The organism is Vibrio thalassae (assembly GCF_900089835.1).
In the GTDB taxonomy this organism is placed as follows: Bacteria; Pseudomonadota; Gammaproteobacteria; order Enterobacterales; family Vibrionaceae; genus Vibrio; species Vibrio thalassae.
Map to the genome: position 1 here is coordinate 1 of NZ_OANU01000068.1, position 16,708 is coordinate 16,708.

Annotated in this window: 15 protein-coding genes and 2 pseudogenes; 10 read left to right on the forward strand and 7 right to left on the reverse strand. The window is 43.2% G+C overall.

The genetic code is table 11. From position 1 onward, the window contains the following. A partial coding sequence (locus tag VTH8203_RS16715; RefSeq protein ID WP_167385790.1) for a transposase occupies positions 1-196 on the forward strand: 196 nt, incomplete at its 5' end. On the opposite strand, the gene VTH8203_RS16720 is transcribed toward VTH8203_RS16715, so the two are convergent. Then, the gene (locus tag VTH8203_RS16720) at positions 193-651 is read right to left on the reverse strand and encodes a glycosyl hydrolase 2 galactose-binding domain-containing protein (protein ID WP_208617766.1); all 459 of its coding nucleotides are present in this window, start codon (positions 649-651) and stop codon (positions 193-195) included. The two genes, VTH8203_RS16715 and VTH8203_RS16720, sit on opposite strands and share 4 nt — an antisense overlap. Before the next feature lie 351 nt (positions 652-1,002). On the opposite strand from VTH8203_RS16720, the gene VTH8203_RS16725 reads away from it, so the two are divergent. The 3 genes from VTH8203_RS16725 (at position 1,003) to VTH8203_RS16735 (ending at position 5,295) form a co-directional block, all read left to right on the forward strand. Then, entirely contained in the window at positions 1,003-1,569 is a 567-nt protein-coding gene (locus VTH8203_RS16725; protein ID WP_096994690.1) for a PhnA domain-containing protein, read from the forward strand. Positions 1,570-2,472: 903 nt separating this feature from the next. Next, positions 2,473-3,714 (forward strand): aromatic amino acid transport family protein, encoded by a 1,242-nt coding sequence (locus VTH8203_RS16730; protein ID WP_096994691.1) that lies wholly within the window; start codon positions 2,473-2,475, stop codon positions 3,712-3,714. 144 nt (positions 3,715-3,858) lie between these two features. Then, positions 3,859-5,295 carry a methyl-accepting chemotaxis protein gene (locus VTH8203_RS16735; protein ID WP_096994692.1) on the forward strand — a complete coding sequence of 479 codons (1,437 nt, stop codon included), beginning with the start codon at positions 3,859-3,861 and terminating at the stop codon, positions 5,293-5,295. Between the two features lie 489 nt (positions 5,296-5,784). Here the strand turns inward: VTH8203_RS16735 and VTH8203_RS16740 are convergent, their stop codons facing one another. Both VTH8203_RS16740 and VTH8203_RS16745 read right to left on the reverse strand, forming a co-directional pair. Next, on the reverse strand, positions 5,785-6,444 hold the full coding sequence (locus VTH8203_RS16740; RefSeq protein WP_096994693.1) for an HAD-IA family hydrolase: 660 nt from the start codon (positions 6,442-6,444) through the stop codon (positions 5,785-5,787). Positions 6,445-6,568: 124 nt separating this feature from the next. Then, positions 6,569-7,069, reverse strand: a complete 501-nt coding sequence (locus tag VTH8203_RS16745) for a hypothetical protein (RefSeq protein ID WP_096994694.1) — start codon at positions 7,067-7,069, stop codon at positions 6,569-6,571. A gap of 74 nt (positions 7,070-7,143) precedes the next feature. On the opposite strand from VTH8203_RS16745, the gene VTH8203_RS16750 reads away from it, so the two are divergent. Then, positions 7,144-7,620 carry a CreA family protein gene (locus VTH8203_RS16750; RefSeq protein ID WP_096994695.1) on the forward strand — a complete coding sequence of 159 codons (477 nt, stop codon included), beginning with the start codon at positions 7,144-7,146 and terminating at the stop codon, positions 7,618-7,620. Between the two features lie 48 nt (positions 7,621-7,668). Here VTH8203_RS16750 and VTH8203_RS16755 read toward each other — a convergent pair. Together VTH8203_RS16755 and VTH8203_RS16760 are read right to left on the reverse strand one after the other, a co-directional pair. Beyond that, positions 7,669-8,220, reverse strand: a pseudogene (locus VTH8203_RS16755) (GGDEF domain-containing protein); the annotation flags it as partial. Between the two features lie 33 nt (positions 8,221-8,253). Further along, positions 8,254-8,559: a PAS domain-containing protein gene (locus VTH8203_RS16760; protein WP_096994697.1), complete on the reverse strand. Its 306-nt coding sequence runs from the start codon at positions 8,557-8,559 to the stop codon at positions 8,254-8,256. A gap of 268 nt (positions 8,560-8,827) precedes the next feature. On the opposite strand from VTH8203_RS16760, the gene VTH8203_RS16765 reads away from it, so the two are divergent. After that, complete coding sequence (locus VTH8203_RS16765) at positions 8,828-10,132, forward strand: inosine/guanosine kinase (protein ID WP_096994721.1); 1,305 nt, start codon at positions 8,828-8,830, stop codon at positions 10,130-10,132. Between the two features lie 166 nt (positions 10,133-10,298). Beyond that, positions 10,299-12,047, forward strand: coding sequence for a formate--tetrahydrofolate ligase (locus VTH8203_RS16775; RefSeq protein WP_096994699.1), 1,749 nt, complete (start codon positions 10,299-10,301; stop codon positions 12,045-12,047). Positions 12,048-12,123: 76 nt separating this feature from the next. Here VTH8203_RS16775 and VTH8203_RS16780 read toward each other — a convergent pair whose 3' ends face one another. Continuing rightward, a complete protein-coding gene (locus VTH8203_RS16780; RefSeq protein WP_096994700.1) occupies positions 12,124-12,750 on the reverse strand; it encodes an OmpA family protein in 627 nt (208 codons plus the stop codon). A gap of 187 nt (positions 12,751-12,937) precedes the next feature. Here VTH8203_RS16780 and VTH8203_RS16785 point away from each other — a divergent pair, with 187 nt between their 5' ends. Together VTH8203_RS16785 and bamJ are read left to right on the forward strand one after the other, a co-directional pair. Beyond that, on the forward strand, positions 12,938-13,564 hold the full coding sequence (locus tag VTH8203_RS16785) for a thioredoxin domain-containing protein (RefSeq protein ID WP_096994701.1): 627 nt from the start codon (positions 12,938-12,940) through the stop codon (positions 13,562-13,564). A 15-nt stretch (positions 13,565-13,579) separates the two neighbouring features. Next, positions 13,580-14,053 (forward strand): BamJ family beta-barrel-assembly machinery protein, encoded by a 474-nt coding sequence (bamJ, locus tag VTH8203_RS16790; protein WP_096994702.1) that lies wholly within the window; start codon positions 13,580-13,582, stop codon positions 14,051-14,053. A 60-nt stretch (positions 14,054-14,113) separates the two neighbouring features. Here bamJ and VTH8203_RS16795 read toward each other — a convergent pair whose 3' ends face one another. Next, positions 14,114-14,716: a beta-phosphoglucomutase family hydrolase gene (locus VTH8203_RS16795; RefSeq protein ID WP_096994703.1), complete on the reverse strand. Its 603-nt coding sequence runs from the start codon at positions 14,714-14,716 to the stop codon at positions 14,114-14,116. A gap of 325 nt (positions 14,717-15,041) precedes the next feature. Here VTH8203_RS16795 and VTH8203_RS16800 point away from each other — a divergent pair. Further along, positions 15,042-16,705: pseudogene (locus tag VTH8203_RS16800) on the forward strand (methyl-accepting chemotaxis protein). The last annotated feature ends 3 nt before the right edge of the window (positions 16,706-16,708 follow it).

Sequence of the window (16,708 nt, forward strand, 5' to 3'; positions counted from 1 at the left end):
CAAAGAAGGCATCTGTAACTTTGCAAAGTATGACCGACTAACCAGCTCTATAATCGAGGCTGGCAATGTATCAATAGGATTGTTGCGTAGAAGAGCTCGCGGGATAAGAGATACCGAATACTTCAAACTGAAGATTAAACAGCTTTCAGTACCTGAGGTAAGTTCAATATTATACCCTTCTGTCAAGCTCATCTAAGCGGAGAAGAGCCAAGATGGTATTGGAAAAGGCAATGACACTGTTCTGTTTTTCGCTTCAATGTGGGCTGGCGTAAAGGTGATACTAATAGTGTTAACACCAATCTGAACATAAGGCTTGATGTCTATCCTACGCGCGACAAACATATTGGAAAAAGTGTCGACTTCGGTTCCGTTGATGACTAGCTTCGCTACCGTATCTAGGCGAGACAAGCATAATAATAGCTGCTGAGAACCTAGCTGCTGTTGGGTCAACTCAAAGTCGCGATGTATTTGCCACTCACACTCCCGAACCCACTGAACCTCTTGCTCATTACAGCCCCAGTATGGATCGTCGATAACACTCGCTTTAAGTAAAGCAGAGTAATTGTCACCTGGGATAGGCATTGTTACTTCAACTTCTGGTTTTTGTTTACTGGTTAACAGCCAATCACCGTTCAGATTTATTCTCGTCATACACTTTCCCTGATAGCTTAAAGACTTAAAATAACTATATAGTTTTATATGTACTCTTAAACTATATAGTTATCTAGTGAAACGAATGGGTTATGTGAACTGTTTATTTGTTGAATAATAAAAGTTTGAGCTCACCCCCAATCTCAGCGTCGATGCACAGAATCTTCTCACTGAGTGAGAAGATTCTTACAGCCTCAGTAGCCCATTGTGCGGTTTTAGTCGCTCTCGATCACACTTTTGGCTAAAACCATGTATAATGCGCGGCTATCAAACCGGTGATACTCAAAGTCAGTACCACATAACTATTCGGATGGAGGCTTAGGCCCGTCTCATCAAATAAAAGGTATAAGTATGTCTATTGAAGCAACTATGCTTGAACGCTGCGAAAACAAATGTGAACTATGTGGTGCTGAAACGGCACTTAAGCCTTTCGCGGTGGCTCCTCATACCCAAATCACGGTTGATCACGCGATTATGCTTTGTGACACTTGTTCAGGCCAAATTGAAAACCCTGAGACAATGGATGTTAACCACTGGCGTTGCCTAAATGACAGCATGTGGAGCCAAGTTGCTCCTGTTCAAGTGATGGCTTGGCGTCAGCTTAAACGCCTTTCTAGCGAAGGTTGGGCTCAAGATCTTGTTGATATGATGTATCTAGAAGAAGAAGTCGCAAAATGGGCAGAGCTAGGTTTAGATGAAAACGTTGAAAAACCACGCGATGTAAACGGCGTAGAGCTTAAAAAAGGTGACGACGTAACAGTAATCAAAGATCTGCCGATCAAAGGCTCTTCTCAAGTCATCAAACAAGGTACTGTGATTCGTGGTATTAGTGTTAGCGCTGACGACCCTAAACACGTTCAAGGTAAGGCTAACGGTCAAGCTATGTATGTGATTGCCGAGTACTGCCGTAAGAAATAATAGCGTTCTATTAACAGTGAACGAACGAAGAGCGACCTTAGGGTCGCTTTTTTTGTCTATAACTTAAACACGTTTCAACCAGTGCATGATCTAACCCTTCGCTCTGTCTCGAAAAAACGTATTTTGTCAGCCACTGGTCGCACGCCAAACGACTTGAGTAATGTTGTGGCTCATCCTCTCGCATTACTGATAATAAGATAACAGGCCGAGGTAAAAACGATAAACGCTGCTAGATTTTCCAGCGGCTAGTCTAGGTCAGAATAGTAGAGAGAACATCCGCAAAGTATGGGGAATTGAATAATGCAGAATAGTAGCAGTCGTAGCAAACCATCTCATATCCAATCGAATTGCTATATTCAGTGTAGCGGCTTTAGCGTTAAGTGCTGACACGACTAATTGGTACGAGTTGGTTTGCAGGCAGTTATGTTGGTTAGTCTTCAGTTTGCGACCATTCTTCGCAATCAGGTAATTCGAAGCCGATCTCCATAGCGTCTAGCCATTCGAGTGCTTCTTCGTTTGTTTGTGTTTCCATAATGTCATCCTTCTTACATCAAGCGCCTTTGAGTCTACGGTCCTAATTACCAGACCACGTACTACAAATCGCTTGAACACTCGTCATAGAGTTCTACCTAACCTATATGACAACAGTAAGAAACCCAAGACAAATCGACATTAACTTTGATGCAACTCATTGTTAAACGATTGCGGAGGTAATGAATACACGCCCCCGCCCCATAACTGTACACAATTATATACAGTTAATAAATATTAGTTTACATTTCGCTTGTGATTTAGGTTATTACACTGCATACTCTTCGAAAATTCAGCATTAATAACTCGATATCGAGTTTTCGTTACAACGATAATGCAAATCACCCTACAAGCTGTAAAGTAGAATGTACAATGAAATCTAAAGTTCTAGGAAGTACCCTTATAATTGCAGGTACCACGATAGGTGCCGGTATGCTTGCCCTTCCAATAGCATCTGCCGGAATTGGTTTTGGCACCTCTTTATTGCTCATGCTCGCATTATGGGCATTAATGGCATACACCGCCTTATTAATGGTCGAACTGCATCAATATGCCGATCATTCTGCGACACTGCATACTCTTGCTAAACAAGTTCTCGGCAACAAAGGCAAATACGTGGCAAGTTTCGCCGTACTGTTTTTGTTCTATGCGTTGTGTGCTGCCTACATCGCTGGTGGCGGAGGCCAGTTTGCAGACCGTCTAGATGCGATACTTGGCATACGTTTATCAAGCACTGCAGCTACTCTTCTCTTCACCGTTCTCGTCGCTCTAACGGTTACTATTGGTACTCATGCGGTTGATAAACTCAATCGCGTCCTATTTACGCTAAAGCTTATTGCCATGGGTAGCGTGCTATTCTTGTTAGCACCTAATCTTACTCAAAGCTATTTAATGAGCATGCCTCTGCAACAAGGTCTGATCATTGCCTCGATTCCAGTTATTTTCACCTCTTTTGGTTTCCATGGCAGTATTCCTGCTATCGTTAACTACCTTGAGGGCGATACTAACGCTTTGAAAAAAGCCATTATCATCGGTTCCAGCTTACCGCTTGTTATCTATATTTTTTGGCAAATCGTAACCTTAGGTGTGGTGCAACAGAGCACGCTTATCGCCAATGCAGGTCTATCAAACTTAATTGGATTGCTTGCCCAGGCCGTTCACGTGGACAAGTTAGCGACCATTATCGGCATCTTTGCTGATCTTGCCTTAGTGACGTCCTTCCTCGGTGTTAGCTTAGGGCTGTTTGAATACTTGAGAGATATCGGCAGAAAATTAGCCGCAAACGGGTCTTCAGAGCCAAGCAAAACCCAACCTTTATCGTTTTCGAAACGTGCATTAGCCGCACTCGTCACGTTCTTACCGCCACTTTGCTTTGCTTTATTCTATCCACAAGGTTTTATTACGGCATTGGGTTATGCCGCTATCGCGCTTGCTGTACTGGCGGTATTCCTACCAACCGTCATGGTGGCAAAAACTCGTAGACAGTCAGTCAACCAAAACGGTTACCGAGTGGGAGGCGGTGCCATTGCACTCTACACATCCATGCTATTTGGCGTCGTTATCGTGTTTTCTCAGCTATTGGTAACATTTAAGATCCTCCCTGCTCTCGGTTAGTGAAGTGATCGATATCACATTTAAAATGAGCCAAGCTATATGTATTTCATAAAATGTCGATATCATACCAAGATTGAAGGCCCTCAATGAGGGCCTTTCGTTTTATTAGTCTATTCAAATAACAATATCACTCCCGGGGTTATCATGAGAGAAGTGAAATTTAGAAAGATCGACGCCTTATTCATAAAGATGTCGATCAATGACAAAATGTGGGTGCTTTTCGCCCTCTTTTTTTCCGCACTTACCTTTTCAGCGGTTGGTCGTTACCAAGACAGCATCTCAAGTGCCGAGCAGCAAGCCATCACTAATGCTGAAGCCAAGCTCTCTGGGTATTTAGAAGCGAGCGCAGCGTTTAAACACACAGACTTTTTGAAAAGCGTCAACGTAGTGAAGTCTTCCGGTCAATCCTCTTCGATTAACAATGGTATGGTGACTGCAACAGCAAGAGGAATGGACGGTACGATGTACAGCCTGACTACATCTGCCCTAATGCAAATCGACAATGCGAAGTCTCAGGCGCTTACCTCTTTAGCCCTCAGTTATCTTTGGCTTGTGCCATTTGCAATCTTTAACTATTGGTTAGCCACATTCCTAGGTGGTGCGCTATTTACTCTATATTCTACCACTCAGAAAATTGCTGAAGGGGATCTGACTTCTCGACTTAACTTTGTCGCTGGTCGAGATGAGTTTGGGACAATTGGTGTAGCGCTCGATCGCGCCATGGATACCTTAACTGAGCTTGTCACCACAGTAAAATCATCAGCCACGAGTCTTGAAGAAACCGCTTCTTCTTTCCAACAAGAAATGGCAAAGAGTAATAATCAGATCAGCAATCAATACGCTTCTCTCGATTCCGTTGCCACAGCAATGGAGCAAATGACAGCCTCTGCCCAAGAGGTCTCCAACATTTCTCGTCAATCAAATGAACAAGCCGAAGAGGATACCAAGCAAGTTGAGATAAGCTATCAGCGCGTCCAGCAAGCGATCAACGACATTAATCAATTGTCAGCCTATATTGAAGAGGCCTCTCATTCTGTGGCCGCGTTAACAGACAACACGACTCAAATCAACGAAGTCATCACCACCATCAATGCCATCTCTGAGCAAACTAACCTACTTGCTTTAAATGCTGCCATTGAAGCAGCACGAGCGGGTGAGCAAGGTCGCGGTTTTGCTGTTGTGGCTGACGAGGTTCGTACTCTGGCAGGAAGAACCCAAACTGCGACGGTTGAAATTCAAGCGATGATTGAAAAGCTTCAGTCGGAGAGCCAAAACATTGCGGCTATTACCCAACAAACTGTTGAACAAGCAGATTCAAGCAGTGCTTTGATCGCAGAAATTGGTCACGATGTGAACTCAATCGCTGACTCATCTCGTGCAGTTATGGATATGAGTACACAGATTTCCACCTCTGCAGCGGAGCAAAGCGCTGTGGCGGCCGAAATAGCAGCAGAGTTAAGTGGTATTCGTATCCAGTCTGGGACCATTCGCGAAGTGGCAGAACAAAGTGAAGTTGGTGTGACAAACTTATCCAAAGCGAGCAAAACGTTGGGTGAAGTACTCACTCGGTATCGTACCTAATTCATACTCAGCATGACTCATTGAGTTCATCGACAAAAAGCCAGCATATGCTGGCTTTATCAATACTGTAACCCATAATATAAAGCCGAGGGTGAGACCTAGATAGATGTACCTGACATTGAGCTTTTAACTGGCAGTTTCTTCTTTTGGTCAGCATATCTATTACCCCTATACCGACTCACGCCAGCTATTAGTGATATAAGTCGCATTAGCGGATGAAAACAAACGGTTTTCCACTCTAAATATTTGAGCTCGTATTACTATTAGGAGATTCAAACTAACTTTGAGTCGTTTGGGAAAATATGACACATAAAAAATCACAAGAAGCCTTAGCAGGGCTATGTCCCGAGTGCGGAGCCAACGAAGGCTTGTTATCTGAAGACAACGAAACATTCTTGTGTGCAGAGTGTGGCTATTACACTTCGGAGCTGACTAAACAAACTATAAAAAGCTTCCACCGAAAATGTAACTCAAAGTCTTTAAAACCGCTTACTTTGAGCTGTTCTGTTCACTGATATGTTCAACCACTTGCTTCATTGATGTTAAGCACGTCGCACTATTTTGCTCATAGTCACAACAGGTGGCAAAATGGATCGTTCTGATTCCTGCTGCTATTCCCATTTTGACACCTTTTGAGGTGTCATCAATATAGAGACACTCATTCGGCAAAAAGCCCATCATAGTGACTGCATATTGAAGAAGATCCGGCTCAGGTTTCCAACTGTTAGCATCAAAGGCCGAGATGACTTTACCTTGAAACTTTTCGCTCAATCCAACAATTGAGAGCATTTTTTGCGCTTTAGATATGGGGCTATTCGTGACGACACAGTATTCAATGTTTTGTTGGTCCAGATGAGATAACAGCTCTAATGCACCTTCCATTGGTCTGAGTTTTTGGTCAAACAAACGTTGTGTTTCGTTTCGGTAGATGGGCTCTAGCAAATCTAGTGATACATGACTTTGAGTGAGTGATTGGGCAGAAGAGAGGACGTCGGCTATCTTGCCACCAGCAAAATTATCCGACACCGCTTCTAAGCTTAACGATACACCTACATGCTCAAACGTAGCAACAATCGCCTCACAACATAACCTTTCACTATCGACCAGTGTTCCATCACAATCAAACAACACACACTTTACTTTTGACATCAAACACCCAGCCTTACAACACTTATTTTTCGTAGAATATTAATATACTTCTACGATCAATTTGTGGGGTTAGGCGTGAGTTTTTATATATTATTTAACTTGATGAGTGAAACTTCCAAGCAGATCACCGTTTTTCAATCCAAAGCTCAGATTCTTTTGCAATATCTAAGGTTTGTATTAAAGAGGGGATAATCGCCAAAGGATTGGTATTTTGTTGGTTGCCACAAACGACAATATCAGAAAACAGAACGACCGATTGCTCTTTACACATAATCGTCGCGGCACAAGGCTCTGTATTATCAAAGCCCACATACAAGTCGTGCGTCTCATCTAAAATTATTTGTGCGAAAAACTCTACAACAGCATTTTGATGCTGCTCTACAGACCAACGTTTCGCCTGTAACAAAGCGAACATAACGGTGAGTCTATGAAAATCTACTTTATGCCACTCTATGTTCAATGAATCATCAAACTCAGGCTCAAGTGAATCTAAGTAGTTGCTCGACAAAGACTCCTGATATAATTCCCGCCCCTGGACACTTTCGGGAGTTGGGAAATCAACATCTATCTGGCTCGCTAGCCATTGATTTTTGTTGCTATACAGTCGTTCGGCGACATTTTTCATAATAATCCTGTTCGATTTTTCGAGTAACCTTAGTTATGGTATACAAAAGCGTTAATAAAAAGGAATGCTCTACTATGTTAAAAAAGCTCTTGTTGGTCCCGGCTCTGACACTCGCCTTATATGGGTGTGGTGATAAAGAGGTGGGAGATGTATCGCTGGGTATGTTCACATTAAAAGATATCAAACTCAATACTCTAACCGATCCTATTGTTACAGGAGTCACTTGCCACATCGCAAGTATTGAAGCTGATTTGAGCCTTTCTGACCCGAGTGATAGCTCTATTTCGTGTCGACAAACTGGTAAAATTACGCCAGAAATGATCGCACAAATAGATAAGTCGAAATCGGGTGAAGTGGTATTTAAGAAGTCCAAGAGTATCTTCTTTAAAAGTATGAAGGTACGTCGAATTTTTGACATAGAAAATCAGACACTTATGTACCTATCCTATTCTACTAAAGAAACATCTGGAAGCTTTAAACATAGCTTGTCGACAGTGCCTCTTTGGAATACAGCGGCCTACGTCGAACAACCGGTAGAAATCGCACCGTAAAATGAAGCGGGTCATTCTACTGAGCTAGAATGGCCCCTCGATTCATGATTACTTACATCGCCCCGCTCTTGTACAACCGTCACAGCCAAAAATGGCCAACATACGATCACAAAACACATAAGTGGTGTTTTTTCCTTTCGTATTGGTTTTAACTTCCATCAGTGCTTCATCGGCAATGGCTAATAGCTGCTCTTCTTTACCTTGTTGCATCGTCGCAACACCAAGACTGACCTTAATGTTGAAAGCCTCACCAATGGTAGAATATAGCGCTCTATTGGCCACGGCCTCTCTCACTCGCTCAGCAAACTTATAGGCATCTGGAAGTGATGTTTTGGGCAGCAATATGGTAAATTCATCGCCACCAAACCGAAAACAGAAGTCTTCTTCTCTCGTCGATTCTATTAAAATCTTGCCTACGGTTTGCAAAACATAATCGCCAACAGCATGTCCATATCGGTCGTTAATCGACTTAAATCCATCGACATCTAACATCACACAGCAGATTTCTTGATCATGGCGTTTAAAAGCGGCAATTTCATGCTTCATTTGCAGTTCAAGGAATCGTCGGTTATACAGTCCAGTCAACACGTCTCTAACGGCGAAAAACTCTAGCTCATTGTGCCGCGCTACAGTCTAAGAAATATCAATCGCTAGTCCGAATATTCCGACCACTTCGTTATGACTGTTGAAGATGGGTGATTTCATATTCTGATAGTGTTTTACTTCACCCGACTTCAGAGTATTCACTTCAATGTTAGACACGGTGTTTCCGGTCAAAACCGATTGGTCATTTTTGATTAAGTCACATACCTCTTCAACGGTAAAAAACTGACTGTCGTCAAAACCAATGATTTCTTCACGGTCGCGCCCAAATAAACGACAGACCGCCTCATTGACATAGGTATAACATCCTTGCTTGTCTTTGATAAAAAATAGCAATCCATGCGATCAAGCACATCTTGAATTTTTTCAGGGCTTAGATTCAAAATATCCAATATGCAATCCGTATCACTAACATTATTAACAGATTAGTAGTCTGATCAATCATGTCAAGGCTAAGGTTATGCCTTGGTTAACGGTCTGATTAAAGTTTAGATTTCGCCCACTCGATTTTGGCCTTAAATCACAAAAATACTGCAATATTATGAAACATTATTGAAGTCGTTGTGATATGATGCCGCCAAATTTTGTTCCGTCAGCCTTTACTATGAGATTCCCTGGACAACGTAAGTCAAAACACTATTTCCCAACGAGCAAGAAAGATCTGTCTGTTAGCCAAGCTCAGTCAGCTCCCAAGCTATTCCGACCAACCATTATTGGTGTTGGACAAACGATCGTGGATATCGAAGCACGAGTAGACGATGCTTTTCTTGCTAAATACGACCTAAGTAAAGGCCACTCTTTAGTACTAGAAGAAAGTAAAGCCGACGCGCTTTACGACGAGCTGGTGGCACAAGGGCTAATTACTCATCAATTCCCAGGCGACACCATCGGCAACACGCTACACAACTATTCAGTGTTAGCGGATAGCAAGTCTGTTCTGTTGGGCGTTATGTCAAAGAACATCGAAGTGGGTTCATATGGCTACCGCTACCTGTGTCGTACTTCTTCACGTATGAACCTAAACCATTTGCAGACCGTTGACGGTCCAATTGGACGTTGTTACACCCTAATCACTGATGATGGCGAGCGAACTTTCGCGATTAACGAAGGTGAAATGAACCAGCTTAAGCCGGAAAGCATTCCTGAATCGGTATTTAACAAAGCTTCCGCACTTGTTGTGTCATCATATCTAATGCGCGGTAAGCCAGAAGACCCAATGCCAAAAGCGGTGGCACGTGCCATTGAGATTGCGAAAGCGAAATCGGTGCCTGTTGTACTGACTTTAGGCACAAAATGGGTAATCGAAGGTAACGAGAAGTTCTGGCAAGATTACATCAAAGACAATGTCACTATCGTCGCGATGAATGAAGAAGAAGGTCAAACTTTAACTGGATTTTCTGATCCTTTGCTGGCTGCTGATAAAGCATTGGAATGGGTTGATCTTGTGCTGTGTACTGCTGGCCCTGATGGCCTATATATGGCGGGTTATTGTGATAACGTCTCTCTTCGTGAAACAACGCACGATATACTGGAAGGCCACATCGCAGAGTTCAACAAATTCGAATTCAGTCGTGCTATGCGTAAAGCGGATTGTGCCGATCCACAGAAAGTGTACTCGCATATTGGTCCTTATCTAGGTGGCCCATTGGAGATAAAAAATACCAATGGCGCGGGCGATGGCGCACTGTCTGCCCTGCTGCACGACATTACTGCCAACGATTTCCACAGTAACAATGTGCCGGGTTCAGACAAACACGTTGCGCCTTGTTTGACGTATTCTTCTTTATCGCAAATCTGTAAATATGCGAACCGAGTAAGCTATGAAGTGCTTACCCAGCATTCGCCAAGACTGACACGTTCACTACCAGAGCGTGAAGATAGCTTAGAAGAAGCGTATTGGGAACGATAAAAAAAGAGGCTTCGGCCTCTTTTTGTTTTCAAAACAATCAACTAAATAAACAGTGGTTAAAATTAGAACAGGCTGCTGAATATTTAACTTTACAAAGCATTTTTAACCAGTATTATCCTGACGCAAACGTTTTCCTCAACAATTTTGTGGCTTTTAAGGACCGTTAATGCTATCTGATATTGATATCTGTCGTACGACGTCACTTTCCCCTATTTCTGAGATTGCCAAGCAATCCGGGTTACTCGACTCTGAGTTTCATCCTCAAGGTCTTCACAAAGCAAAAGTTTCACTAAACGCGGTAAACCGACTCAAAGACAATATTGATGGCAAACTTGTCGTCGTTACTGCTATCACCCCAACGCCACTTGGTGAAGGTAAAACCGTTACTACTATCGGATTGTCTCAGGGCCTAAAACAGCTTGGTCAATCGGTGATGGCCTGTATTCGCCAGCCTTCAATGGGCCCTATTTTCGGAGTCAAAGGTGGCGCGGCTGGTGGCGGGTATTCCCAAGTCGCACCAATGGAAGAGTTGAACCTTCACCTGACTGGCGATATTCACGCTGTCACAGCGGCGCACAACCTTGCCGCCGCTGCCATTGATGCTCGCATCTATCACGAACAGCGTGAAGGCTATGACGCGTTTGAATCTAGAACGGGCCTAAAAGCGCTGAAAATCGATATTAAGAATGTAGTTTGGAAACGTGTGGTTGACCATAATGATCGTGCTCTTCGCATGGTGACTGTGGGTCAAAATGAAGTGAATAAAACCATCAATGGTTATGAGCGTGAAGACGGTTTCGATATTTCTGCTGCTTCAGAATTGATGGCAATTCTGGCACTGTCAAAAGATCTCAAAGATCTTCGTACCCGTATCGGGAGAATCGTCGTTGCCTATTCTTTAGACGGAGAACCGATCACAACGGAAAATCTTCAAGTCGCTGGTGCTATGGCTGTGAGCATGAAAGAGGCGATTGAGCCAACTCTGATGCAAACTCTTGAAGGCGTCCCGACACTGATTCATGCCGGGCCATTCGCGAACATCGCTCATGGTAACTCATCAATCATAGCTGATAGCATAGCAACAAAGCTGAGCCGTTATACCATCACTGAAGGTGGTTTTGGCTCTGATATGGGTTTTGAAAAAGCCTGTAATATTAAAGCGTCTGCGACCGATAAAAAACCCGATTGCGCGGTCATTGTCGCAACACTTCGTGGGCTAAAAGCAAATTCTGGGTTGTATGATTTAAAACCAGGCATGCCTATTCCAGATTCTATTTATGGTAACGACCACGATGCGTTGAAAGCGGGTTTCGAGAACTTAAAATGGCATATCAACAACGTCGCTAAATATGGTGTCCCTGCGGTCGTCGCCATCAATCGCTTTCCTCAAGATAGCGACGAAGAACTTGCTCTACTAAAGTCTTGGGTTGAAGCACTGAACCAAAATTGTCGTGTCGCTATCAGTGAAGGTTTCGCTAAAGGCGGCGCCGGCACCATGGACTTGGCACAGCAAGTGATTGCTGCGTGCGAAAACGTGGCTAATTTTAAGCCTTTGTACACACTCGATCAACCAATTGAATCTAAACTGATGGCTGTGTGTGAAAGTGGCTACGGAGCATCACGAGTTACGCTATCGTACCAAGCACAAAAACAACTAAAGCTGTATGAAAAGCATGGGTTTAATCATTTAGCCGTTTGTTTAGCAAAAACGCCTCTGTCTATCACTACCGATGGTAGCATCAAAGGTGCCCCTACCGACTTTGATGTTGTGATCCGTGAGCTTAGGCTTTGTGCCGGTGCCGGCTTTATCTATGCGTTGTGTGGCAATGTGATGACGATGCCAGGTCTGCCCGATAAACCGGCGTTTATGTCCCTCGATCTTGATGACGATGGCAATATTATTGGCTTAAGCTAATTTTAGCTTACACACTGATTTATCAGCAAAAAAAAAGCGACGTTACAACGTCGCTTTTTTTTGCATTTTAATATCACTACTGCGCGACAATTAGCGTCAGTTCTACTCGCCTATTACACGCTTTTCCAAATTGAGTTTGATTGGTACACTCCGGTACATTCTCACCATAACCACGGGTGTAAATTATCTGTCTAGGTACCTGCTGGTTAATCAACGTCTGTCGAACCGACTCTGCCCTTTTATCTGAAAGCCTGTCGTTAAGAGCGACCGTACCGGTATTGTCAGTGTGTCCACCTATCACGACATCAATACCCTGTTGGTTAGACAAAAAACTTGCCAGCTGCTGTAGCCAATGTACCGATGTCTTTGCGACATGCGCGGAGCCAGTATTAAAGTGTATCTGTTGTTTTAGGCGGATCATCACATAATCGCCAGGCACTAATTCATAATCGAGACCATTATTGACCAAATAACTTTCCAGAACATTCCAAGACTCGGTCCGCGTCTGCCCATACGGCCCTTCAACACTGGTCGCGGCGATCATTGGCGCATCTGCCCACTCTGGATGCATAACATCAAATTCCGAAGCTGGCGCTGTTTGCAGCATATCTGGGAACAGTTTACTCGTTGTCGATGAGACTGCACTGCAACCTGAAAGTAAGGTGGCAGCCAATACCAACCCTGCCTGTTTCAACGTAAACATGTCACTCTCCAATCATTCCTTTATCCGCTGTTATTTATCGACCATCCAAATCGAAACTTTATAGTGAACATGAAAAAACATCGAGTCCACGGTTTCGGTTTGTAACGATTTGCCGAGCTGAATTGCTTGTAAGCAGACTTAAATAAACGTTAAACTCTGTGAGTTATTTTCCTATAGAAGCTTAAACATGTTTAAAACTCTTACTAAAACTCTATCTGTTATGGCCTTCGCTCTCGTTGTTGCAGCGTGTAGCGAGTCTGACACTGCTCCAGTTGAAGGCAAACAATACCGTACACTCGATACCAATCTGAGTACCCTACGTTTACCTCAAGTGACGGAAGTGTTCTCTCTAGGCTGTGGTCACTGTCGTAATATTGAGCCAATGCTACCTGAACTAGAGTCATTGACTGACAGTAAGTTAGGTAAGGTACATGTCATGTTTAATGAGAGTGCTCAGATCGCTGGCATGTTGTTCTATTCTGCCGTTATGCAGTCTGAAAACAATATTGTCCCTGCCGATATGCAAGATGAGTTGTTCGCTCTAGTGCAGAACCCAGAGCTGGACGGTAGCGGTAAAAAAATCGAACTGGATCGAATCTTCGAATCTCGCGGTATGATTAGCCCATATAACTTGAGCGAAGAGCAACAACAAGAGCTGTTTAACTATATCCAAACAGCAGAAACGGTATCAACAAAAGCACAAATTAATGCTGTTCCAACATTTATCGTTAACGGTAAGTATGAAGTGTTGCTGACAGGCCACGAAAGCATTGATGAAATTGCTGAAACCATCAATTATCTAAAAACAAAATAATAATAAGGAACAACAGTGTCTAAAGTTTTAATCCCTCTCATCGTACTGCTGCTAGCAGCATTCATGATCTATCGTACATGGACGAACAGCAAAGCAGGTGAAGAGAACTTGCAGAAAGGCCAAGCATTTTTACAAGAAAACGCTAAGAAAGACGGCATTATTACGACTGAGAGCGGTTTGCAATATGAAGTCCTACATACCAGTGGCAACACCGAAAAGCCTGGTCCAAAAAGCAAAGTAAAAGTGCATTATCACGGCACTCTGATTGATGGAACCGTGTTTGATAGCTCAGTAGACCGTGGCACCCCAATTAGCTTTGGTTTGAATCAAGTGATCAAAGGCTGGCAGGAAGGTCTTCAATATATGTCTGAAAGCGACAAATACCGTTTATATATCCCTAGTACACTGGGTTATGGCAAGAATGGTTCCGGTCCTATCCCCCCTTCAGCCGTGCTGATTTTTGATGTTGAATTGATTGAAATTCAGTAATCGACGCCTCAAAATCAAAAGAGCACCTCCAGGTGCTCTTTTTCGTTGTTCGAACAGCTGCTAATGACTATTGGCAGGATGGAACTCAAATCCACTTTCCGTTACTAAGTAACAATCCATGCCACCTGCATGGGCAGCTTGCAAACCTAATTGGGTGTCCTCAAATACAATACACTGCTTAGCTTCCACACCCATTTTCTTAGCCGCAAGCAAAAACGTCTCTGGGTTTGGCTTATGACTGTCAACATCTGTCGCAGAGACAACACTGTGCAGATCATCCAATACGCCTGCATGGGTCAGAAGTTTAATCGCTGAATCGCGCTGGCTCCCTGTGCCAATGGACATTGGCTTTATTCCTTTATACTGCTTAAACACCTCGAAAGTGTGTTCAATAGGCTTTCCTGTTAAAGGCAAGTTAGCAAAGGTATCCATTTTAAACTGTGATACTTCCAGTGGGTCTAACTCTATCTCGTAACGTTTAGCCACTTCATCAACGATCTTCACACTTGGCATTCCACCCAAAGAATGTAGCCATTGGCGGTCAAAAGGAAAATTGAATTCTGCTGCTGTCATTTCCCACGCTAAGACATGGTTGGGCATCGTATCGAGTAACGTGCCATCCATATCAAAGATAATTCCTTGATATAACTCTAAATTTAACAACTAAACAACCTCTGTAATGTGTTACTGACAAACTATTACACATTTATTATTAAAGGACAGCGTACGCTTACCGATATAATAGTTAATAATGAAAAAAGCGGCGTAGTTTTAGGTGCATTATTTAATGCTTTGCGTTTAGAAAATGCCTTATAAGTGACTAGAAATCAAAACGTTGATACCGTCCCCCGCTTAAAAAATACGCATGCAAATTCATAATACCAAATAATTACTAAAATATATCACTATCGAATATAAAAGGTTGATAATAAAAATAAAGCACCAGCTTCTACTTTTAGGGTCTATTTCTGTCCTAGCAATTGCCTCAATGCTAATGTCCAGTAGCTATTTCGCCAGAACCACTGACAACCTTACCTACGCTCTGGCTAAACTTAGTCAGCTAGAAGTCACTTTATTGAATCTTCGTAGAAACGAGAAAGACTTCCTGTTACGTAAGGACGAAAAGTACCTAGCCAAGTTCAAAGATAATGCAGACAAATTTCGCAATCAGCAAAATGAGCTAGCGTTTCTCTGCCGAATCAACTTACCGAAGAACTCAATGCCTACGAGCAAGCGTTTACTAAATTGGTTGATGGGTACGCCATTCTTGGCCTTAACCTGTCACAAGGGCTGACCAAACAGTTCCTTGATGCCTTCCACAACGAATCGAACCGTAACATTACTCGAGAATTGTTGCAGTACCACGATGACGTTATGTTCGGCGATCGTATCGGTGTCACACCAACAACCAACCCGTCACTTAATGCATTGGGTAATAATGTCCTTAAGCAAAGAGAAACGATAGGCTTCGCCTACGACCAAGGTTTACTCGGACTGACGCGCAGTAATTCTCATAAAATTGAATCAGATTTTGAAAACTTTAACGTCCGACTCAATCGAGTACTTGATGAAAAGATTCAAACCATTATGACCGCCAAATGGACGATTTCACTATTACTGCTGGTGATTATCGCTGCGCTAATCACCTATATCGTCAGAGCGATTAACCTCAACGTAAATCGCTTACACTCAGCGATCGCTGATACTGCGGAGCACAATGACTTAACCAAACGTGTATCGGTGAAAGGTAACGATGAGATCGCCTCTATTAGTAAGGCGGTTAACTCGCTACTGGATAATTTTGCATCGCTTGTTGGCAACACACAAAAGCAATCGTCAGAAATCAGAAGCAGCAGTACTAACATGGAAGATGAACTGGAAAACGTGATGCATCAATTCCATAGCCAAAGCGATCATACCAATTCTATGGCAACCGCAGTTCAACAAATGGTCACCACCATTGATGAAATCGCACAAACAACCCATAACGCTGCCGATGTCGTCAACAAAGCAGCCAGCAACTCACAAAACAGTCGTGCATTTGTTGAGAATACCGTCGGCAACATTGAATCTCTCTCTTCCGTGCTGGCAGAAAGCAACGAAGAGATTCGCTCGTTAAACGAACATGTCGGTAAGATCGGTGGTGCCGTTCATATTATTCAAGATATCGCTGAACAGACTAACCTTCTGGCCTTAAACGCAGCTATTGAAGCGGCTCGTGCTGGTGAACAAGGTCGAGGATTTGCCGTAGTTGCAGACGAAGTGCGTGCTTTGGCAAGTCGCACACATCAATCAACGGAAGAAATCACTAACCTTGTGAGTGCGATTCAAGCGCAAATGACGACGGTCGTTACTGATATCGAGCAATGTAACTCACAAGGAGCGGAGACCTTGTCTGCTGCTGCAAAGCTTGATAGTGCCTTGCAGCAGATCTCTGAAGATATGGCAGAAATTCAGACGAATTCTGAGCAGATAGCGGCTGCAATTGAAGAGCAAGGTATCGTGATGAATCAAGTTGGCGAGTCTATTACCGAACTTAACGAGATTTCCAATGACAATATGTCGAATGCGCGCAATTGTCTGGATGAGGTGAAGAACGTATCAAGCCAAACCAACAAAATGGACAGTGCCATTTCTATCTTTAAGATTTAAGCG